This is a genomic window from Rothia sp. 11273D007AR, from assembly GCF_053547255.1.
On sequence record NZ_JBPPWJ010000008.1, the window covers coordinates 108,067 to 129,994 of the forward strand.

Consider the following 21,928-nt stretch of genomic DNA (forward strand, 5'->3'; position numbering starts at 1 on the left):
CCCCTATACTGAAAGCTGTTCTTAACCGCCACCGGGGCAGGCTACTTACGCCCGCCCCACCGCAGAGGATGATCTTTAGCGACAATGACCAACGACTTCCGCCATAAAGGCCTCGCCGCAGGGCGCCTGGGGCTAGCTTCTTCAACCGTCATCGGGGTTGCGTCAACCGCCCCCATGTACTCACTGGCTGCCTCTATCGGCTTCATCGTGATAGCTGTGGGCTATCAAGCCCCGATAGCCCTAATTTTGGGCTTTATCCCGATGCTCCTGACGGCGCTCTCCTATAAGGAGCTAAACGAGGCGGTGCCGGATTCGGGTACGGTCTTCACCTGGGGTGCTAAGGCTTTTGGGCCGAAGACCGGCTGGATTTCTGGCTGGGGCGTTATCGTGGCGGGCGTGATTGCTATGGCTAATCAGACCCAGATTGCGGCGATCTATTTTTGGCTGCTGCTGGGGCAGGACGATCTGGCCCACAACAAGCACGTCATTGTGGCAACCGGCGTTCTGGTAATTGCCCTAACCACCTGGATTTCCTACCGCAATATTGAGGCTGGTTCACTAACCCAGTGGCTGCTGGTTGGTATTCAGTATGTGGCGATTGTGCTGTTGGCGCTAGGTGTTTTTAACTCCCTGGCGTCAGGCGCGGTGGCGGGCTTTGCGTTTGAAGCTAACTGGTTTAACCCCTTTGAGGCTAGTTTTGACGGCATGATTCAGGCCGTGCTGATTGCTATTTTCATCTACTGGGGCTGGGACACCTGCCTGGCGATCGCTGAGGAAACCAAGGATCCGCACCGCACCCCGGGGCGCGCGGCCGTCCTTTCCAGCTCTATTTTGGTGGTCACCTATGTGTTTGTGACCGTGGTGGCCCTGATGTACGCGGGCGCTGGGTCGGGTGGGATCGGCCTGGCTAACCCCGATAATTCGGACGACGTTTTCGCCCCCTTTAAGGACGCCGCCCTGGGCTCCTGGGGGTGGGTCATCATTCTGGCGGTGGCTGTATCTGCCCTGGCGACCTGCCAGACCACGATTCTGCCTTCGTCCCGCGGCATTTTTGCGATGGCTATCTACCGGTCAATCCCGGCTAAGTTCGGCGATGTGCACCCCAAGTTCAAGACCCCTAAGACTTCCACTATTTATATGGGTGTATGTTCGGCTCTTTTCTACGCGGGCATGACCTACATCAGCGAGAACATGCTGGCCGATACAATTGAGGCCGCCAGTGTGGCTGTGGCCCTGTACTACGCGGTGACGTCGTTTGCCTGTATCAAGTACTACCGAGGTGATATTTTCACTAGCGCCCGCAACGTGGTGTTCCGGCTGGTTATTCCGGCAACCGGTGGTCTGATGATGACGGGTATTCTCGTTATTTCGCTCTACAACATGGCTGACCCTGAGTATGGCTACACCCAGATGCTGGGCACCAGCGGTGTGTTCGTTACGGCGGTTGCCTCGTTTGTGATTGGCTTTGGCCTGATGGCACTGCTGATGGGCCGTGACGAGTTCAAACCCTTCTTCCGGGGCGATACCCTGAACATGGATACCCGGGTGAAGGTACCTGAATCTGCTGACCTCGACGAGGTAAAGTAAGCCACCCGTGCCACCATGCCCTCTCTATCAGCGGTCAAACGTGTGACATGGAGGTCAACACGCCATGAAGGTCTAGTAATTTTTTACAGATAGATAAAATTTGCACTATTGAGGGGTGGTTTTGTTTCACCTTGCCAGACCCCAAACAGGGGCAAGGTTCTACACCTGCCCGGTTTTTATCCCCTTTTATACCTACAGAATCTCAGGTTTTGCAGAGGTTGGAATGTCATACTTGGTGTAGTAGGTCTGGAAGAGTTTGGGCTGACAGACCTGCGATTCAGAGTATGAGTGTGTTTCAAATTTATCGTCTCTGATAGCTGCCCGCAGGGGTGTGGGCAGTAAACCGAAGTGGAGGCGGGCCCCCTGGGAAGGGCTCGTCTCCACTTCTCTTTATCCCTTTCTTTGACTCCGAAGTACAGTAGATACGAATTCTTTGACTCCGAAGTACAGTAGATACGAAACACCCGCCTCGGCAAGGAGAGCCAGTGGCTATTGACCCGCAGCACACCCAGATTAAAGAGACCGCTTTTGCGTTGGCCCGCAAGTTTGGTTGGGCTCTGGAATATAACGGCGGCCTGGAGCTAGACGGCGAGTTCCTTGACGATGCCGACCTGTCGGTGGAGCGCACCGAGGACGGCGTGCAGGTGGAGTACGTGCTCAACATCAGCTATGCCGATTCCACGGCCTACGGCTACACGCTGACTCGCGAGGCGGCGAGCACGCCGTCGTCCGCTTTTGGGGCGGGTGTGTTTGGCCAGGACGCCGGCAGCCAGACCCCTGCACCCAGCAGCTTTGGTGCCGGGGCTAGTTTTGGCCTAGGGTCTTTCGCTACGGATGGCCTGCCGGGTGAGAATGCGGTGACCCTGGCTGAGAAGTATTACATCACCACGCTGGCTGAGCTGATTGAGGCTGTGGAGGCGAAACTAACCGCTCTGGCTATCTAAGGGGTTCCGCAGGCTCACGCTCGCTGCCGACCCTCTCGCCTGGTTCGCTTCGCTCACAAGGCGATTCACGCCAGCCGCCGAGCCAGCAGCTTCGCTGTGAGCCTGCTCCACCCACCTTAATGAATAGGTCTCTAGGTCGGCTTTCTTTTCTATCAATCGCGCGTGCCTGCTGCGCATTACCCCTCCCAAAAGGTAAGGTTGCTTAAAATTCCTTTGATCCCAGGAGGGCTCCCATGGCTGACTTTACCTACACCGCCGCCTACCCCTACGCCGAAGAAACTGTGCGCACCTGGTTTATGCGCCCGGGTGCCCTGACCCGGGCGACCCCTCACTGGGCTGGGTCGGTGGTTGAGGAGGGCAGTCCTCAGGAACCGGGAAGTACCACTCATACCCGGGTGGCCCTGCCGCTGACCTCGGGCCTGCTGACCCTGCCGTGGGCAGCTCGCCACACTCGGGCGTCCGCCGATTCCTTTACCGATGAGCTGGCCCGCGGCCCCCTTTCGGCCTGGGAGCACACCCACGATTTCCTGCCCACCCCGGGCGATACGGTGGTGCGTGACAATATTACTTTTAGGGTGCTCCCCACAACCCCTACACCCGTAGAAAAGGTGGCGGCTAGCGCCGAGCGACTGGCTCAGGTGGCTGCTCAGAAACAGCTTGAGAAGGTTTTTGCTGCCCGCAAGCGCCGTATCCGCGCTGATCTTGATTTCCAGCAGCGCTATGAAAGTGACCCTCTGACGGTAGTGGTTGCGGGCGCATCGGGCATGGTTGGCCGTCAGGTGGTTGCCCTGCTGACCGGTGGTGGGCATACGGTGCGCACGCTGGTGCGTCGCGCTCCCGAGGCGGAGCACGAGTTCCGCTGGGACCCTTCTGCCGGCAAGATCGATGCTGCCGCTTTTGAGGGTGCGGACGCCGTCATCCACCTGGGCGGGGCCAGCATCAACCAGCGGTTTACCGAAGAGAATAAGCAGAAGATTCTTGATTCCCGTGTTGAGTCCACAACCCTGCTGGCAACAACTCTAGCTGAGCTTGTGCAACAGAGGGGTGCGGACGCTGCCCCGCGGGTTTTCGTCTGCGCTTCGGCGGTGGGGTTCTACGGTGCTGACCGGGGTAATGAGGTGCTCACTGAAGAAGATAGCGCCGGGCGTGGCTTCTTGGCGGAGGTGTGCCAGGCATGGGAGGCTGCCTGTGAGCCTGCCCGCGAGGCTGGACTTCGAGTAGTGAACGTGCGTACCGGCCTGGTGCAGTCTGCCCTGGGTGGCATGTTGCGCCTGCAGCTTCCGGCCTTCTTGAGCGGGACCGGTGGTTGGATTGGTTCAGGTAAGCAGATGCAGAGCTGGATCAGCCTGGACGATATTGCCGGTATCTACATGCACGCTGTTCTCACTGAAAAGTTAGAAGGGCCGGTGAACGCGGTGGCTCCCACGCCGGTAACGGCGAAGGCCCTGGCAAAGACGGTGGGTAGGGTGCTGCGCCGCCCCGTCCTGCTCCCTATTCCGCCTGCTGTGCCTGCTCTGGTGCTGGGGCAGGAGGGAGTGAAGGAATTAGCGCTGGCGAGCCAGCGGGCCAGTGCCGATAAGCTCTTGGCTAGTGGCTACGTTTTCTTTGAGCCGGAATTGGAGCGGGCTCTGGCTCACGAGCTCACCCGGTAGAGCTCTTTGTTTACCGAAATGTCACTGTAAACACCGGTAAGACGGCACGGAGCGGGCTATTCTGTTGAATGACACACATCATCATTCACCGAGCGAAAGATTAGCATGTCTTCTTCTCTCTCCCGCCGTCTTGCTGGCCTGGCTGCAAGTGGCGCAACCGTTGTTGCCCTGGTTGTTGCCCCCGTTCCGGGTGCAGGTGCAGCCGATACCACCACCCTGACCCTGCTGAACATTAACGACTTCCACGGTCGTATTTCCACCAGCATCGCTATGGGCCTGGCCAACACCATCCAGACCGAGCGCGCGGCTGCCACCGATGGCTCCCTGCTGCTGTCTGCTGGCGATAACGTGGGCGCCTCACTCTACGTTTCCAGCGTTCAGAAGGACCAGCCCACCCTGGACTACCTGAACGCCCTGGGCCTTTCTGCCAGCGCTGTGGGTAACCATGAGTTCGATGCCGGCATGGATGACCTGGTTAACCGCATCATCCCCGCGTCCTCTTTCACCTACCTGGGCGCCAACGTCCTGAAGGCTGACGGCACCCCCGCCCTGGAACCCTACTACACCACCGAGGTTAACGGCACTACCGTGGCCGTCATTGGTGCTGTCACCACCGAGACCCCGCAGCTGACCGACCCGTCAGCGCTGGCGTCCGTGCAGTTCAGCGACCCCATTGAGGCCGTGAACAAGTACGCCGCGCAGCTCTCCGACGGCGATGCGAGCAACGGCGAGGCCGACGTCATCATCGCTGAGTACCACGAGGGCGTAGACACCTCAGCCCCCGAGTCAGACGCTATCATCAACCAGACCAGCGCCGCTGTAGACGCTATTTTCACCGGCCACACCCACGCCGAATACGTTATTGACGGCGCGGTTCCCGGCCAGGCTGGCAAGACCCGCCCCGTTATTCAGACCGGCAACTACGGCGATAACCTGGGCAAGGTTGTGCTGACCCTGGACGCCGACAAGAACGTCACCGCCTACTCCTCCGAGCTGGTCAAGCGCATGAGCGCCCCCACCGCTGAAGAAATTGCAGCCGACCCCGTGCTGGCAAACGTCAACACCATCATCACCGACGCTAACGCCTACGCCACCGAGCAGGGTTCTGTTGTGGCGGGCCAGGTCAGCGCCCCCATCACCACCGGTTTTGACTCCACCAAGGAGACCCAGGGCGGCTTTGACATGCGCAACTACGAGTCCACCATGGGCCACCTGGTTGCCGACATGTACCTGGCTGCCGCTAACTCCACCGGCCGCACCCCCGCCGACATCGGTATCGTCAACCCCGGCGGCCTGCGCGATGAGCTGCCCGGCGGCCTGCGCACCTCACTGGGTCTGGCTGTCAACAAGAACGTGCGCGTCATGGACATCGTCAACGTGACCCCCTTCGCCAACAACCTCTGGACCACCGAACTCACCGGCGCCCAGCTCAAGACCGTGCTCGAAGAGCAGTGGCAGCAGAACTCAGCAGGCGAGATGGCAACCCGCCCCTACCTGCAGCTGGGCTTCTCATCGAACATCACCTACACCTACACCGGCTCCCCCGACGCTGAGGGCTACGCAACCCGCGGCTCCAACGTGCTCGATGTGTACGTCAACGGCACAAAGGTTGAGGACGCCGACACCTACACCGTCGCTATCCCCAGCTTCCTGCTGGGCGGCGGCGATAACTTCGGCACCCTCTCCCAGGGCGCCAACGCCAAGGACACCGCCCTAGTAGATTCAGACGCTTTCGTTTCTTACTTCAAGAACGCTGGCACCGTTGACCCCAACTTCGCCAAGCAGGCTGTGCGCGTGGCAGATCTGGCTGAGAGCTACGACGTCAACGGCACCCTGACATTCTCCCTGTCTGACCTGAACGTCCGCAGCTACGGTGTGCCCGCTCTGACCGAGCTGAAGGTTACCGTGGGCGGCGTTGAGGTTGGTACCGTCGCTGTTGCTGAGGACGGCACCGCGGCAGTTTCCCTGGACCTGGCAGGTAAGGGCGTCACCAACGGCACTCACGAGATTGTGCTGACCGATGCGACCGGCGTTGCTGGCACCACCGTCCGCCTCTCTGCGAACTTCACCGGTGAGATTGCTGAACCCACCCCCGCACCCTCCGAGGAGCCCACTGCGGCACCTTCTGAGGAACCGACTGTAGCTCCCTCCGAGCAGCCCACCGCCGCTCCCTCTGCTGAGCCGACCGCTGAGCCCACCGTGGCTCCCAGCTCCGACAGCAGCGACATCAGCAATGCCGGCTCTTCACGCCAGGAGTCAAGTAGCTCTTCCTCTTCGACCGGCAGCTCACTCGCTAACACCGGTTTCACCGCCTCTATGATTGCTGGCGCGGGCGCCCTGACCCTGTTTGCCGGTGGCGCTGCCCTGGTAGCTAACCGCCGCCGCAAGGCCTAGAGGTTTACACCGCAGGCTCCACGCCCTAGAACGGTGAACACCTAGTCTGCCCTCATAAAGGGACCAGATTACTCTGAATTGTATGCGTTGTGTACAAGGACTATGGGAGTAATCTGGTCCCTTTCTCTCTGCTCTGACCGCTACCATGGACACTATGCCCCTCGATGTCTTTTCCGCCCCCGTCCTATCCCTTACAGGCCTACTTGCGGCGGGCGTCCGCGCCGCTGAAGAAACCGGAACCCAGCTCAGCCTCTTCGGCTGGTTCTTCTACCCCCTACTCTTTCTTGCCATGGGCCTGGCCATTTTCTGCGTGCTCACCGTGCACCGCCAGCCCCACCTCAGTGAAATCCAGAAGCTCAAGTGGCTGCTCTTCACTCTTTTTATCCCTATCGTTGGCCCCCTAGCCTACTGGCTGCGCATGCGCGCTGACCGGCGCGAACTGGCTGAGTCCGCCAGCGCTCACTCTGAGAGCGAACCGGCCGCGCAGTAGGTAGCGCAAGAAGCGGGCAGGCGTAGAGTGAAAGGTGACAGCACCACCTCATTCAGGAGACTCTATGCCTATCACCGTCAAAGCCCTGCAAAAATTTGGCCCTGACCAGCCCTTCAAGATCACCGAAATCGAGCGTCGTGACCCCCGCGAGGACGATGTCGTCATCAAGATTGAGGCAGCCGGTATCTGCCACTCCGACATTCACACCATCCACAACGAGTGGGGCGAAGCCCACTTCCCCCTGGCTGTAGGCCACGAGATCGCGGGTACTGTTGAGGCTGTTGGGTCTGCCGTCACCAAGTTCAAGGTGGGCGACCGCGTGGGCGTTGGCTGCCTGGTCAACTCCTGCGGCGAGTGCGAGCAGTGCGCCGCTGGCTTCGAGAATAACTGCCTGAACGGCTCTGTGGGCACCTACAATTCCAAGGACGTGGACGGCACCATCACCCAGGGCGGCTACGCCCAGAAGGTCACCGTCAATGAGCGCTTCGTTCTGCGCATTCCCGACGCCCTGGATTTCGACGTGGCAGCGCCCCTGCTCTGCGCCGGTATCACCACCTACTCACCCCTGGCCCGCTGGGGCGTTAAGCCCGGCATGAAGGTAGCCGTGATGGGCCTGGGTGGCCTGGGGCACATGGGCGTGCAGATTGCTGCCGCTATGGGCGCTGAGGTCACTGTGCTCTCCCGCAGCCTGAAGAAGGCGGACGCCGCCGCCAAGCTGGGTGCCGCCCGCACTCTGGCAACCACCGATGAGAACTTCTTCACCGACCACCGCGGTGAGTTCGACCTGATTCTCAACACCATCTCAGCCCCCATCAGCCTGGACGCCTACCTGGGTCTGCTCAAGCCCCGCGGCATTCTCTCGGTTGTTGGCCTGCCCCCGGAGGCCCTGGAGATTCACATGAACCGCCTAATTGGGGGCGGCAAGGTACTCACCGGCAACAACATCGGCGGTATTCCTGAGACCCAGGAGATGCTGGACTTCTGCGCCGAGCACGGTATCGGCGCAGTGATTGAGAAGATCGGCGTGGACGAGGTCGATGCCGCCTACGAGCGCGTTGTCGCCGGCGACGTCCAGTTCCGCGTGGTGATCGATACCGCAACTTTCGACAGCGCTGAGGTCAGCGCCTAGCCGACCGCCGGCGTCCTCATCTTGAGGTAACTAGGGCCCCGCCCACCAAAGTGTGCGCGGGGTCTTAGCGCGCCCGGGGCCGCCGGGCAGTATTCTTAGGAACAACACAAACCTATTTGTTCCCCGAGGAGATTTCTATGGCCGGTGGTTTAGCGGCTCTCTTAGATGACGTAGCGGCTCTCGCCAAGCTGGCAGCCGCCAGCGTGGACGACGTAGCAGCGGCAGCTGGCCGCGCCAGCGTGAAGGCAGCCGGTGTGGTGGTGGACGACGCCGCCGTCACCCCGCAGTACGTACGCAATATCGAACCCAAGCGCGAGCTGCCCATCATCAAGAAAATTGCGATGGGCTCCCTGCGCAACAAGCTGGTCTTCATTCTTCCTGCAGCCCTGCTGCTGAGCCAGTACCTGCCCTGGATGCTCACCCCCCTGCTCATGCTGGGCGGCACCTACCTCTGCTTTGAGGGTGCCGAAAAGGTCATCGAGATGTTCTCCAAGAAGGAGCACGCCGAGGAAGAAGCCCCCGCCGTAGTGCAGGGTGAGGACGCCGAGAAGAAGATTATCTCGGGGGCTGTGCGCACCGACTTCATTCTGAGCGCCGAGATCATGGTGATTGCCCTGAACGAGGTTGCCTCTGAGGGCTTCTGGTCCCGCGCCGCTATCCTGGCTGTGGTCGGCATCGGCATCACCATTCTGGTGTACGGTGCCGTGGGCCTGCTGGTTAAGATGGACGACATCGGCCTGGCGATGGCTCAGCGTGAATCTGCCGGGGCGCAGAAGTTTGGCCTGGGCCTGGTGAAGGCTATGCCCGTGGTCATGAACGTTATTTCTGTCGTGGGTACTTTCGCCATGCTCTGGGTGGGTGGCCACATTATTCTGCTGGGCCTTTACGACATGCACTGGTGGGAAGCTCCCTACCAGTTCGTGCACCATCTTGAGGAGTACGGCCACCACCTGCCCGCTCTGGGTGGAGCGGCAGCCTGGCTGATTAATACCTTCTGCTCTATGGTGATTGGCCTGATCTGGGGCGGCATTATTGCCGCTGTGGTCCACTTCCTGCCCGGCAAGAAGCACCACTAGGCTTTGTAACTTCTCGTGGAGGGGTTCTGCAGGCTCAGGCTCGCTCCTATGGCCCCCTCCCCTAGTTTGTACCGTGCCCTGCCCGCTTTTGACGCTAAAAGTGGGCAGGGCACGGTACATTTCAAAAGCAACTGTGGCACTGACCGCCAAATGTGGCGCTGGCACCGCCACATTTGGCGGCTGTCGGCACATATACCTTCTGGCCAGTGCCGGGGAGGCGATCAAGAGTGCCTGCACCCACCGTGGCGCCCAGCTGCCGGGCAAACGCGCATCACAGAAGCGCCACAGCCCCATTTTCAGGCACGAAAAACCCGCTCCCCCTAGCTCTCACTAGGGGAAACGGGTTTTTCTTCTCTGTGCGCAAGGGGGGACTTGAACCCCCACGATCTTGCGATCACTGGCACCTGAAGCCAGCGCGTCTGCCAATTCCGCCACTTGCGCATTATTCATTTTTTATCGTTGCTGAATGAGCAACGAAGATAACTATACACACCCCACTAAGAAGATGTCCAACCGGAATTAAGTGTCCTCAACCACACACAAGCCAGAAAGACGCCCAAAACCGGCGCGCGGGCGTCCTCTCCCCACCCTAGAACCCGTGAGATAGCAGGGCTTTACCAGGTTTTCCCGGGGAGTTTTTACGGTTATCCACTAGACTAGAAGCTTAGGCTGTGCGCATACCCTGCGCAGCGAATCAGCTCGAGCACCCGCAGAACACGGCGCGGTGCGCCCGTAGTTTTGTGTTGAAGGAGGCAAGCATGGGGTTCATCGACAGACTTGAACAGGGCCTAGAAAAGGCCGTGCGTGGCACCTTCAGCAAGGGCGGCACTTTTGAGCCCGTAGATATCGCCAACCGGCTCCGCACCGAAATGGACAACAAGGCCTTCTCCGTCTCGTCCGGGCGTACCATCGCCCCCAATAACTTCACCGCCGAATTTTCTGCCAGTGACTTTTCCCGGGCCCAGCAGTGGGGTGTGCCACTGGCTGAAGAGCTCTGCGACGTGGTCATCCGCCACGCCCGCGACCAGGGTTACTCCCTGCGCGGGGCGGTGCGCGTGACCTTCTCGCTCAATAACGAGCTTGAACCGGGCAGCTTCGACGTCACCAGCGCGGTAAGGAAGATGCAGGCTCCGCAGGACGAGGCCGCCCCGGCCCCTGCCCCTCAGGCAGCACCCGCCCGCCCGGCGTCCGCACCCCAGTCAGTTCCCACGCGCATTACCCGCCCGGCAGCGCCACCGCGCACCGAGCCGGTGCCCGCCCACCAGCTACCGCAGTCTCGCCGCCCCGCCCCCACCCCCCAGGTGGTGCTCGACATCAACGGCGAGCGCGTAGTCGTGCGCGATCTGCCGGTTACTCTGGGGCGCGGGTCGAATGCAGATATCACCGTTGAAGATACGGGTGTCTCCCGCCGCCACCTCGATATTGTGGAGCAGGATGGTACCTACCTTGCGGTTGATCTGGGGTCCACGAACGGTTCTTACCTCGACGGTAAGCGCTTGCACGGCCGCGCTGAGCTGCGCAACGGCTCTGTGATTGAGATGGGCCGGGCCCGTATTGTTTTCCGTCTGATGGTTCGTAAGGGGTAGCTTGTGGCATCTGAAATTACCGTGACGGTTTTACGTTTCGCCTTCTTGGGCCTGCTGTGGCTGTTTATTTTTATGGTTCTGGCCGCGTCGCGCCGCGATCTGGGTGTGGGGCGTAATATCCGCACTGCGCGGGCTCAGTTTGATGAGGCGGCTGTTGATGCGCCGGTTGCTCCGGCAACTCCTGCCCACCCGGCACCGGCGGCTGCCCCGCCGGCCCGTCCGTCCCTGCTGACGATTGTTGAGGGTGCCCAGGCCGGGGCTACCATGCGCCTGGGCGATAGCCCGGTGACCATTGGTCGTGCCACCGATATTGAGGTCTCTCTTCAGGACGACTACGCTTCGGGTCGCCACGCCCGCCTCTTCCCGCAGGGGTCGCGCTGGTTCCTTGAAGACATGGGCTCAACCAACGGAACTTTTGTGGGCGATACCCGTCTGACCCGTGCTACTCCGCTTGAGGCTGGTCAGCTCTTCCGGGTAGGACGTACCACCATGCAGCTGAAAGCCTAGTGCATGAGTATCGCTTTCCGTTTTGCGGCCCGCTCCGACGTGGGGCGAGTACGCTCGAAGAACGATGATTCCGGCTATGCCGGCCACTACCTGGCGGTGGTTGCCGACGGCATGGGCGGGCATGTGGGCGGCGACGTCGCGTCGGCCACCACGGTGCTTGATCTGACTCCTCTTGACCGGGCAGGTTTTGAGGGTAATGCCGGGGTGTACCTGGCCGATGAGATCGTGAATGCCAATATCATCATGAATGAGCTGGTGGCGCTGAACCCGCGTTTGGCGGGCATGGGTACCACCTGCACGGCCCTGCTCATTGACGGGGACCGCATCGAGATGGCCCATATTGGTGATTCGCGCGCCTACCGCCTGCGCGACGGGGTATTTGAGCAGGTCACCACCGACCACACCTTTGTGCAGCGCCTGCTACAGGAGGGGCGTATTAGCCCCGAGGAGGCCGAGGCCCACCCGCACAAGAACGTGATTATGCGCGTTCTGGGCGATGTGGACGCCAGCCCCGAGCTTGAACTGCGCACCCTGGACGCCGTGGTAGGCGAAAAGTGGGTGCTAAGTTCTGACGGCCTGGACGCCGTGGTGCAGGTAGCTGAGATTGAGGCGGTCATGCGCTCCACCGGCGACCTGCAGCAGGTGGTCGACATTCTGACCGACATGACCTTAGAACGCGGTGCCCCCGACAACGTAACCGTAGTGGCCCTGCAGGTCATTAGCGAGGACTCCCTCTCAGCGGCGATTACCGCCCCGCAGCCGATTATCCCGGTGCGCAAGTACGGTAAGGACGGCGAGCTGGTGGGGGTTTACCCCACCGTGGAGCAGGAGGCCGCTGAGCCCGCCTCTAGCGACAGCGAGGCCGAAGGGGCGGACGCCGGGGAAATATTCGACGAGGACGGCGAGCACCGCGCCCCCTGGCGCCGCCGCATGCCCCAGCACGCCAAGATGCGCAACGCCCTGCGCCACGGCAAGTGGCGCGGTGAATCCTTCACCGACGGAGTGCTCAACACGATGACCGTCAAGGCCGGGGTGGACGCCGCGCCCCCCGCCAGCGGTGAGGGGGAGGACGAGCCGACCCCGGCGTCCGTCCTGCGCCATGAGCTTTCAGAGCGCCCCCACGACCTGGTGGGAGCTGCCGCCAATGCCACCCAGACCGGCATGATTCCGGCGGTCACGGCCCGCACCGCCCAGAACATCAGCACCCTCTCGCAGCAGCAGACCACCCAGACCCTGGAGCCTGCCGAGCTGCCCGAAGAGTACCGGGTTGCCCTGAGCAACGAGGTAGCTCCGTCACCGCACCGCTGGCCCATGCGTATCTTCGTGGCTGCCCTAACCCTAGCTGTACTGGTGGCCAGTGCCTGGAGCTTCTTCGCCTGGACTAAGACCCAGTACTACGTGGGCGTTAAGGACGACCACGTGACGGTGTTCAACGGCATCAACCAGTCCCTGGGGCCGGTCAGCCTGCACACCGTGGTCGATGAGACCGATATTGAGGTCAGCTCCCTGCCGGAGTTCTCCCAGTCGCTTCTGCGCAGCACCATCACCGCCACCAGCCAGGACGAGGCTGAGCAGATCGTGCAGAACCTGCGCGACCAGCTACCGGCTACGGTCACGCCGGGAACCGTCACCACGGCGGAGTCCACCCCGAGCGCCTCTGCCAGTGAATCGAGCGAGCCAACCCCGGCGTCCGAAACCAGCCCAACACCCGATACCAGCACAACCACCCAGGGAGGTAACTAGTGAGCACGTCATCTACCGCACCTGCGGTTGAGCTGCCCCGCTCCCGCCGCCTGACCGAGCTGATACTCACCGTACTAGCGGTGCTGCTCTGCCCTGCCGCTATGTACCTGGTAGACCCCGAAACTGCCCTGGCTAACCGCATGTGGGTACAGGCCCTAACCGTTCAAGGTGTAGGTGCCCTGGTGCTACACGCTGTCATGTATATGCGGGCCCGCTATGCCGACCCCTTCATCCTGCCGATTGCGGTAGCTCTGAACGGGTTGGGCCTGGCCATGATTTACCGTATCGACCTGACCACCACCGCCAACGCGGGAGCCGCCCAGCTCATGTGGACCGGGCTAGCCATGATTGCCTCAGCCGTGGTGCTCTTCTTCCTGCGCGACCACCGCGTACTACGCAAAGTCACCTATATCTCGCTGGTTGCCTCCATTGTCTTGCTCTTGCTGCCCCTGCTACCGATTATTGGTACCGAAATTAACGGTGCCCGCATCTGGATTTCTCTCGGGGGCCGCACCTTCCAGCCCGGTGAGATTGCCAAGATTACCCTGGCCATTTTCTTCGCTGGTTATCTCTCAACCCACCGCGACCTCATTATGCTGGCCGGTAAGCGCCTAGGCCCGGTACGTCTGCCCCGATTCAAAGACTTAGCTCCCATGTTTATCGCCTGGTTCGTTTCCCTGGCGGTGCTGGTTTTCCAGCGCGACTTGGGCTCGGCCATTCTCTTCTTCGGCATCTTCCTGGCCATGCTCTTCCTAGCGACCGGAAGCCTCACCTGGGTTGCCCTGGGCCTGCTCTTTGTAGCCGCCGGCGGCGTGCTGGCCTACAACTACATCTCCCACGTCTACTACCGCATCAACTCCTGGGTGCACGCTTTTGACCCTGAAATCTACAACCAGCCCCTGGGTGGCTCGGGTCAGATCGTGCAGGGCCTCTTCGGCTTGGCCTCTGGCGGCCTGTTCGGACGCGGCTGGGGCAACGGACGCCCCGACCTCGTCTCGTATTCCAACTCAGACATGATTATCACCGCCCTCGGTGAAGAGCTGGGTCTGCTGGGTCTGGGAGCGATTCTTATGCTCTTCCTGCTGCTGGTCTCCCGCGGTTTCCGTGCGGCCCTGGGCACCCGTGATGCCTTCGGTAAGCTCCTAGCTGCCGGTTTCTCAGCCCTCATCGTGATTCAGCTCTTCGTGGTCATTGGCGGCGTCACCCGCCTAATCCCTCTGACGGGCCTCACCACCCCCTTCATGTCCGCCGGTGGCTCCTCCCTACTCTCAAACTGGGTCATCGTAGCCATCCTGCTCGCTATCTCCCACACCGCCCGCGCCCCGCACGTGGTAGAAGAGTTCGACGAAGCAGACAGCATCGACTACGAGGGCTACGAGCCCGAGGGCGCCACGTCCGTCATCTCTAGAATTACCGAAACCAACCGTTCAGGAGGTGCTCGCGGTGAATAAAGCTATCCGCCGGGCATGGATTGCTGCGGCCTGCGTCTTCGTGATGCTGCTGGGCACCCTGACCTATATCCAATTCTTCGACGCTAAAAACCTGCAGGCCAACGCCTGGAACTCCCGCACCCTCTACGAAAGCTACGGCTCCCAGCGCGGGTCCATTGTGGTTGACGGGGTAGAAATTGCCTCGTCCGTAGAATCAAACGACGGCTACGCCTTCCAGCGCACCTACTCCCAGCCCGAGCTCTACGCGGGGCTCACCGGATACTTTTCATCCATCTACGGGGCAACCGGCCTGGAATCTGCCATGAACGACCAGCTGTCGGGCAACTCCGACGCCCAGTTCTACGACCGCCTGGCCCAGATGTTCACCGGCAACACCGCCCAGGGGGCCAGCGTTGAGCTGACCATCGACAGCGAGCTCCAGCAGCTGGCCTACAACCTGCTGGACGGCTACAAGGGCTCTATCGTGGCACTTGACCCCAAGACCGGCGAAATCCTGGCTATGGTGTCCACCCCCTCCTACGACCCCAACACCCTCTCGTCCCACAACGCCGAATCGGTGCTGGCCCAGTACGCGGCCCTCAATGAGGACGCCAACCACCCGCTCTACAACCGCGCTATCGCGGGCGACACCTACGCACCCGGCTCACCCTTCAAAATTATTGACGCCGTAGCCGCCCTCGAATCGGGTAAATACAATGCGGACTCGGTGATTCCCAACCCTCAGAACCTGACCCTGCCGAACACCACCGTCACCCTGCCCAACTACACCGGCAGCCAGTGCTCAACCCGCACGTCCGCCACCATCGAGTGGGCCCTGGCGCAGTCCTGCAACACCCCCTTTGCCCAGATTGCCATGGACCTGGGTGAAGAAACCATCGCCCAGACCGCCAGCAACTTTGGCTACGGGCAAGACCTCCAAATCCCTCTAGCTGTGTCACAGTCAGTCTTCCCGACCAACATGGAAGACAGCCAGCTAGCACAGGCGTCTATTGGTCAGTACGATGTGAAGACCACCCCTTTGCAGGTTGCTATGATGAGCGCAGCTATCGCGAACGACGGTGTGCAGATGAAACCCAACCTGATCAGGTCGGTTAAGTCCCACAACCTCAGCTCGCTGTATGAGTTCTCAGCTGAGGAGCTACGACGCTCCACCTCAGCCGATATCGCCAACCAGGTAACCGATTGGATGGTAAACGGCGTGAGCAACGGTATCGCCTCGGGCGCCGCGGTCAGCGGGGTCCAGGTGGCCGGTAAAACCGGTACCGCTGAAATTGGAGACACGGGGTTAAACAACTCCTGGTTCACCGGTTTCGCTCCAGCGGACGACCCGCAGGTAGCTATCGCGGTAGTCTATGAAGGTGTAGACGTCACAACAGGGGCGCAGCTTGCTGCTCCCGCAGGTAAACAACTTTTTGAGGCGGTGTTGAACAAGTGAGGCCTTCGGTAGATGTGACTCTTGGTGGTCGCTACACCCTGACCGAGCGTATCGCGATTGGCGGTATGGGCGAGGTCTGGAAGGCGCGCGATAAGGTCTTGGGCCGTACCGTCGCCGTAAAGATTCTGAAAGAGGAATATACGGGCGACCCCGGCTTCCTGGAGCGTTTCCGCGCCGAGGCCCGCCACACCGCCCTGCTCAACCACCCCGGCGTTGCCAACGTCTTTGACTACGGCGAAGAGGACGGCTCTGCCTACCTGGTCATGGAGCTCGTACCCGGTGAGCCGCTGTCTAACATCATTGAGCGCGACAAGCAGCTACCTGCTGACCGCATCCTCAACATCATGGCGCAGACCGCCCGCGCCCTGGCAGCCGCCCACGCCCAGGGGCTCGTGCACCGCGACGTGAAGCCCGGCAACCTGATTATCACTCCGGACGAGCGCGTGAAGGTCACCGACTTCGGTATCGCCCGCCTGGCCGATCAGGTACCCCTGACCGCCACCGGCCAGGTCATGGGCACCGCCCAGTACCTGGCTCCGGAACAAGCAACCGGCCAGCAGGCAACCCCCTCCTCCGATATGTACTCCCTGGGCATCATCGGCTACGAGTGCCTAGCGGGTAAGCGCCCCTTCACCGGTGAATCGCAGATCGCCATTGCCCTGGCACAGGTCAACGATCCGCCACCGCCCTTGCCCAAGGACGTCCCCGCCCCCGCAGCAGCGCTCATCATGTGCCTGCTCTCCAAAGATCCAGCGGACCGCCCCGAGACCGCCACCGCGCTGGCGTCCGCCATTGACGCCATCCGCCGCCGCGACATCCCAGCTGCCATCAAAGCTGTGCCGCCCCTGAGCAAGTTCCTGCCCCAGGGGGCAGACACCCAGGCCACCCAGGTCATGACGGCACCCACCGCTGTAGCCCCCGCGGCTGCACGCTTCGGTTCAGGAGCCCGCTACGAGCCCGAGCCCACCACAGCTCGCGTACCCAGCACCCCGGCCGCCGCCTACCCGGCAGCTGAAACCCCGGCAAAAAAGAAGAGCCCCTGGGGCTGGGTATCCCTGGTACTTGCCCTGCTCTTGATCGCCGCTGTTGTCTGGTTTGTACTAGCGGGAAGCAACCGCTCTAGTACCCCCAGCGACGGCACCCCCACTGCCTCGGGTACCGTCTCAACCGTCAGCGCTTCACCCACCACCGAAGAAGCCAGCGCGGCAGAGACCCCCACCCGCATTGAAATTGACTCGGCAAGCTACGAGGGGCGCCCCCTCGATGAGGTTGTCAACGAGCTCACCGCCCTGGGTTTCTCAACCCGCACCACCGGCGTCACCTCTGAATCTGCCGTAGACACGGTACTGTCTGTTTCACCTACCGGCAGTGTAGAAGTGGGCGAAACCATTACCGTACAGTACTCCACCGGCCCCAAATCAGTGACCCTACCCAGTAATCTGGAGGGTACAGACTCTGAAGAGGCCATCAACGCAATTACCGCCCTGGGCGTGAACGTGCAGATTCACTTCGAAGAAAGCAGTAGCGCCCGCGAAGGCACCGTGCTGCGCACCAGCCCCACCTCGGGATCCCGTGTTGAAGTGGGAAGCAGCGTAGACGTCTACGTGGCCAAGGCCCCCGCAGCCAGTGCGTCAGCGTCCGCATCAGCGAGCGCCTCAGTACCACAGTCAGATACCGCCTCAGAAGCAGCCTCACCGAGCGCTGATTCGACCGGCAACTAACTCCACCGGAAATGATGGGTGAATACATGGACCAGCAGGTTCCTGAAACTATCGATCAGCGCTACGAGGTCGGAGCCCTTATTGGCTCCGGCGCCATGGCGACCGTTTACGAAGCGGTTGATACACGCCTGGGGCGCAAGGTTGCGCTTAAGGTTCTACGGACTGAGCATGCTCAGGACGTTATCTTCCGCGCCCGTTTTCAGCGCGAGGCCGAGGCCGTTGCGGCTCTCAACCACCGCTCTATCGTGGGTGTCTACGACACCGGCTCCTTCGATATTCAGGTAGGTAGCTCTGAGGTATCGGTGCCTTTCATGGTGATGGAGCTGGTTCAGGGCACTACCCTGCGCGATGCTATGTCTCGCGGGCAGGTTGACCAGGCTCAGGCCCTGGCCTACGGTGTGCAGATTCTTGAGGCTCTCGATTACAGCCACAGCGCAGGTATTGTGCACCGCGATATTAAGCCCGCTAACGTGATGATTCTGCCCCAGACAGCAGAAGACCGTGAGCTGGGTGAGCCCGGTCAGATTAAGGTCATGGACTTTGGTATCGCCCGTGCTGCTGAAGAGGCCGGTGATGCCCTCACCAAGGCCAATACCGTCATGGGTACCGCCCGCTATATCTCACCCGAGCAAGCTCGCGGTGAGACTGTCGACGCCCGTAGCGACGTCTACTCGGCCGCCTGCGTCATCTACGAGATGCTGGCAGGGCGCTCCCCCTTCGACGCCCCCACCAACGTGGAACTGGCCGGTAAGCACCTGAGCGAGACTCCTCAGCCGCCCAGCGCTTACGCGAGTGAAGAGATTTCTCCCGCCCTCGATGCTGCTGTGCTCAAGGGCCTGGCCAAGAACCCTACCAGCCGTTACCAGAGTGCTGGGGAGTTCGCGTCCGCCCTGAAAGATGCCGAGGACGGCATAGTTTCTGGTGAGGACCAGGATCCCACCGAAGCTACCGCTGCCTTTAGTGCAGCTTCTATCGGCGCAGGGGCTGCAGCTGGCGCTGTAGCTGCCAGCTCGCGTGAGACCGAAGAAGCTGGCATTGGTAGCTTCTTTGACAATGCTCAGTCTGAATACACCGACGAAGAACTCTACGGTTACGGCTACGGCCAGGACCCGGCTAAGGCCCGCAAAAAGCGCCGCCGCAGCGCCTGGAGCAAGGCTCTCACCACTATGCTCATCCTCCTGCTGGCAGCTTTCGGTGTAGGCTCTGTGCTCTACTACCAGGCCAAGCTCAACGAGGTTCCCGTGCACGTGGTTCCTGCGGTTCAGGGTCTCACCAAGGAAGAGGCTGAAACCCAGCTGCGTAACCTGAACTTCGCGCTCAAGTTCGAAGAAGAGCACTCCGACACCATTCCCAAGGGTTCAGTTATCAAGACCTCCCCCGTGACCGGCCTCGAAGCTGAAGAGGGCAGTGAGATTGTTGTGACGGTATCGTCCGGCCCGGCTGTACTGACCGTACCTGCCAACCTTGAGGGCCAGAGTGAACAGTACGTGCGTGAGACTCTCACGAACGCTGGCTTCGTGCCCGGCCGCACCACCACCGTCAACAGCCCCACCATCCCCGCGGGCATGGTTGTTGGTGTAACCCCCGGCTCCGGTGAACAGGCCGATGCCGGCGCGACCATCGATATCATTCTCTCCAACGGTAAGGTTGAGGTCCCCAGCCTGGTCGGCCTGAGCCGCGATGCCGCTATCGCAGCACTGACCGCATCAGATACCCTGCTGAGCACCAATATCGAAACCGTCACCACCACCGCCCAGCCCGCTGGCACCGTTATCTCACAGAGTGCCACTGCCGGAACCCTGATTGAGCAGGGTTCAACCGTGACTATTCGCGTGGCGGTTGCCCCTGTGGCAACCAGCGCCCCCAGTGCGGCAGCTACTACCGCACCGAGTGCAGCGGCTACGGCCCAGGCCACCCAGCCTGCCGCTACGGCCACTGCCCAGGCAACCCCGAGCGCAGCAGCGAGCGCAAGCGGTAACAACAACGACTAGGTCGTGCTCAACCTATAAGAAAGCCGCCCTCCCCACGTGGGGAGGGCGGCTTTCTTATAGGGGTTTTTGGGCTATCAAGCTGGTGTTAGGCTGCCGGTTCGATGAGGGGAGAGAGGGTCGCACCCAGGGCTGCGGCCCCTTCTAGGCCTACTTCTTCGAGCCAGTTACCAAGCATGAGGTAGCCACCTTCTGTAAGTACCGATTCGGGGTGGAACTGTACACCGTGCAGGGGGGCGGTAACGTGGCGCAGGCCCATGATGATGCCGTTATCGGTGCTGGAAGTAACCTCTAGCTCAGCGGGCAGGGTGGCAGGTTCAACGGCGAGGGAGTGGTAGCGGGTGGCGGTGAAGGGGCTGGGCAGGCCCTTGAAGACTGACTGGCCGGTGTGGACCAGCTGGGATGTCTTACCGTGCATGAGCTCGGGGGCGTGACCCACTACCCCGCCGAAGGCTTCGGCGAGGGCCTGGTGGCCCAGGCAGACGCCGAGCAGGGGCTTGTTAGCAGTCTTGGCCCATTTAATGACGTCGATAATGACGCCCGCCTCGGCAGGGTTGCCGGGGCCGGGCGAGACGAGCACGCCGTCGTGCTCCTGGGCGAGGGCGATGGTCTCGTCAAGAGTCAGTTCGTCGTTACGGATAACGGTGGTTTCAGCACCTAGCTGCTGGATGTAACCGACCAGAGTAAAGACGAAGCTGTCGTAGTTATCGATGACGAGGATTTTGGTCATGGCACCTGCCCTTTCGTGATGGTGTCTTGATTCTATCGCACGGGGTGGGGCGGGCGTCCGGTACTTATTGCTCTATGGTCACGTCGGTGTTGAAGGGGCTGTATTCAGCGAAGTGGGGGAAGACGTATTCCATGAGCAGATAGACGGCGGCCGCTATCAGGGCGATAGCGATGATGATGCGTAGCCACAGGGGGCCGGGCAGGTGGCGGAAAATCCAGGCGTACATGGGGTTCCTTGGGGTGGACGGCGGTGGTTGGCTTTAGCCGGCGATGGCGGCGATTTCTTCGGGGGCACCCGCTTCAGCAGGCTGCCAGCTGACGAATTCGGCGTGAACGATGTAACGTTCAGTATCGCCGTAGCGGGGATGGCAGCTGGTGAGGGTGAGTAGACGGCGGTCAGCGTCAGCCGCTGGAGCTTCGGGGTTATCGGGGTTGGGTGCAATTACCTCAACCTGGTTGGGGAGAACGATTTTGTGCTCGTAGACCCGGTAGGTGTAGTAACCTTCGGCAGTGCGTACGTAGATGTTGTCGCCGCTCTCAAGCAGGTCGATGTTATCGAGTACGGCCCCGTTAGTTTGGCGGTGGCCTGCTAGAGCGAAGTTGCCGTATTCACCGGGCATCTGGGTGGTGGGGTAGCGTCCTAGCCCCAGGGTGTCGAGCACGTCGGTGCCGACGCCTTCAGCGAGGGGGCGGGCATAGTTTTCACCCAGTCGGGGTATATAAACCACCCCGTAGGCCTGCCCGTAGGCAGGCGGGGAGACTACCGGCGGATCAGCGGGGTCATAGTCGGGTACGACGTTTTCGGACGCCGTTCCTTCAGCGTCCGCCCCCTGACCGGCGGCAGCGGGGTTAGACCCCCCGTTACCGCTACTGCTGTTGAATTCTTGGATGAGACTGTCGACGGCCTGCTGCTGGGTGCGGTTGGCGTCGATGTTGGTCCACCAGAGCTGCCAGGCAACGAACAGGAGCAAGATAAGACCCGCCGTGATTAGAAGTTCGCCGACGATTTGAATAACCCATTGAAGGGGGGTGCGGCTAGCAGGGGGACGCGCGCGGCGGCTAGCGGTAGGGGCTGCTGTGGTCACATCTCACCTCGGCGTGGGACAGTTACTGGGGACTGTTTAATGTTAGAACTTTTTCAGGTACTACGGTTAAAATCGTGTCTAAACCGTAATTTTTATAATTTGCCCGGGAGCGCGCTCCCCTACTGGAGGAAAAGTGGCTGAGTCGAAGTCTATTCGTGACGAGGATTTTGAAGAGGCGGAGCTACGCCGCGTTGCTGAATCGATGTACAGCGACGATGATTTCCCGTCGCCGACCCCCCTCTGGTATCGCGTGATCATGTTCGCCATGATTGTGATTGGCGTGCTGTGGATTATTACCTTCTACATTTCCCAGTCGGTGTACCCGATTCCGGGTATCGGTAACTGGAATATCGGTATCGGCATTGGCTTCATGATGGTGGGTCTGATTATGACCACCCGCTGGCGCTAGGT

General features: G+C 61.0%; 18 protein-coding genes and 1 tRNA gene. 15 read left to right on the plus strand and 4 right to left on the minus strand.

Features of this window, described 5'->3' with window-relative positions:
• Positions 1-84 precede the first annotated feature (84 nt).
• The 7 genes from ACED88_RS06100 (at position 85) to ACED88_RS06130 (ending at position 9,272) form a co-directional block, all read left to right on the plus strand.
• Positions 85-1,587 (plus strand): APC family permease, encoded by a 1,503-nt coding sequence (locus ACED88_RS06100; RefSeq protein WP_449109068.1) that lies wholly within the window; start codon positions 85-87, stop codon positions 1,585-1,587.
• A 485-nt stretch (positions 1,588-2,072) separates the two neighbouring features.
• A complete protein-coding gene (locus ACED88_RS06105) occupies positions 2,073-2,531 on the plus strand; it encodes a hypothetical protein (protein ID WP_449109069.1) in 459 nt (152 codons plus the stop codon).
• 233 nt (positions 2,532-2,764) lie between these two features.
• A complete protein-coding gene (locus ACED88_RS06110; RefSeq protein WP_449109070.1) occupies positions 2,765-4,183 on the plus strand; it encodes a TIGR01777 family oxidoreductase in 1,419 nt (472 codons plus the stop codon).
• A 105-nt stretch (positions 4,184-4,288) separates the two neighbouring features.
• On the plus strand, positions 4,289-6,577 hold the full coding sequence (locus ACED88_RS06115) for a 5'-nucleotidase C-terminal domain-containing protein (protein ID WP_449109071.1): 2,289 nt from the start codon (positions 4,289-4,291) through the stop codon (positions 6,575-6,577).
• A 145-nt stretch (positions 6,578-6,722) separates the two neighbouring features.
• Positions 6,723-7,067, plus strand: coding sequence for a PLD nuclease N-terminal domain-containing protein (locus ACED88_RS06120; RefSeq protein WP_449109072.1), 345 nt, complete (start codon positions 6,723-6,725; stop codon positions 7,065-7,067).
• Positions 7,068-7,131: 64 nt separating this feature from the next.
• Complete coding sequence (locus tag ACED88_RS06125) at positions 7,132-8,196, plus strand: NAD(P)-dependent alcohol dehydrogenase (RefSeq protein WP_449109073.1); 1,065 nt, start codon at positions 7,132-7,134, stop codon at positions 8,194-8,196.
• Positions 8,197-8,333: 137 nt separating this feature from the next.
• Entirely contained in the window at positions 8,334-9,272 is a 939-nt protein-coding gene (locus tag ACED88_RS06130; protein ID WP_449109074.1) for a DUF808 domain-containing protein, read from the plus strand.
• Positions 9,273-9,629: 357 nt separating this feature from the next.
• On the opposite strand, the gene ACED88_RS06135 is transcribed toward ACED88_RS06130, so the two are convergent.
• A tRNA-Leu gene (locus ACED88_RS06135) sits at positions 9,630-9,713 on the minus strand.
• A 317-nt stretch (positions 9,714-10,030) separates the two neighbouring features.
• On the opposite strand from ACED88_RS06135, the gene ACED88_RS06140 reads away from it, so the two are divergent.
• From ACED88_RS06140 to pknB, 7 genes are read left to right on the plus strand one after another with little or no spacing between them, the layout of a single operon-like run.
• On the plus strand, positions 10,031-10,858 hold the full coding sequence (locus ACED88_RS06140; RefSeq protein ID WP_449107701.1) for an FhaA domain-containing protein: 828 nt from the start codon (positions 10,031-10,033) through the stop codon (positions 10,856-10,858).
• A 3-nt stretch (positions 10,859-10,861) separates the two neighbouring features.
• Positions 10,862-11,365 (plus strand): FHA domain-containing protein FhaB/FipA, encoded by a 504-nt coding sequence (locus ACED88_RS06145; protein ID WP_449107702.1) that lies wholly within the window; start codon positions 10,862-10,864, stop codon positions 11,363-11,365.
• A gap of 3 nt (positions 11,366-11,368) precedes the next feature.
• A complete protein-coding gene (locus ACED88_RS06150; protein ID WP_449107703.1) occupies positions 11,369-13,108 on the plus strand; it encodes a PP2C family protein-serine/threonine phosphatase in 1,740 nt (579 codons plus the stop codon).
• Positions 13,108-14,559 carry an FtsW/RodA/SpoVE family cell cycle protein gene (locus ACED88_RS06155; RefSeq protein WP_449107704.1) on the plus strand — a complete coding sequence of 484 codons (1,452 nt, stop codon included), beginning with the start codon at positions 13,108-13,110 and terminating at the stop codon, positions 14,557-14,559. Before ACED88_RS06150 ends, ACED88_RS06155 begins: the two co-directional genes overlap by 1 nt.
• A complete protein-coding gene (locus ACED88_RS06160) occupies positions 14,552-15,994 on the plus strand; it encodes a peptidoglycan D,D-transpeptidase FtsI family protein (RefSeq protein ID WP_449107705.1) in 1,443 nt (480 codons plus the stop codon). Before ACED88_RS06155 ends, ACED88_RS06160 begins: the two co-directional genes overlap by 8 nt.
• Entirely contained in the window at positions 15,991-17,715 is a 1,725-nt protein-coding gene (locus tag ACED88_RS06165) for a protein kinase domain-containing protein (RefSeq protein ID WP_449107706.1), read from the plus strand. Before ACED88_RS06160 ends, ACED88_RS06165 begins: the two co-directional genes overlap by 4 nt.
• Positions 17,716-17,741: 26 nt before the next feature.
• Entirely contained in the window at positions 17,742-19,706 is a 1,965-nt protein-coding gene (gene pknB, locus ACED88_RS06170; protein WP_449107707.1) for a Stk1 family PASTA domain-containing Ser/Thr kinase, read from the plus strand.
• A gap of 85 nt (positions 19,707-19,791) precedes the next feature.
• On the opposite strand, the gene ACED88_RS06175 is transcribed toward pknB, so the two are convergent.
• From ACED88_RS06175 to ACED88_RS06185, 3 genes are all read right to left on the minus strand, one after another.
• Complete coding sequence (locus ACED88_RS06175) at positions 19,792-20,433, minus strand: aminodeoxychorismate/anthranilate synthase component II (protein ID WP_237186450.1); 642 nt, start codon at positions 20,431-20,433, stop codon at positions 19,792-19,794.
• 64 nt (positions 20,434-20,497) lie between these two features.
• On the minus strand, positions 20,498-20,659 hold the full coding sequence (locus ACED88_RS06180) for a hypothetical protein (RefSeq protein ID WP_185173726.1): 162 nt from the start codon (positions 20,657-20,659) through the stop codon (positions 20,498-20,500).
• Between the two features lie 33 nt (positions 20,660-20,692).
• Positions 20,693-21,517, minus strand: coding sequence for a class E sortase (locus tag ACED88_RS06185; protein ID WP_449107708.1), 825 nt, complete (start codon positions 21,515-21,517; stop codon positions 20,693-20,695).
• A gap of 133 nt (positions 21,518-21,650) precedes the next feature.
• On the opposite strand from ACED88_RS06185, the gene ACED88_RS06190 reads away from it, so the two are divergent.
• The gene (locus ACED88_RS06190) at positions 21,651-21,926 is read left to right on the plus strand and encodes a cell division protein CrgA (RefSeq protein WP_237197782.1); all 276 of its coding nucleotides are present in this window, start codon (positions 21,651-21,653) and stop codon (positions 21,924-21,926) included.
• Positions 21,927-21,928: the final 2 nt, after the last annotated feature.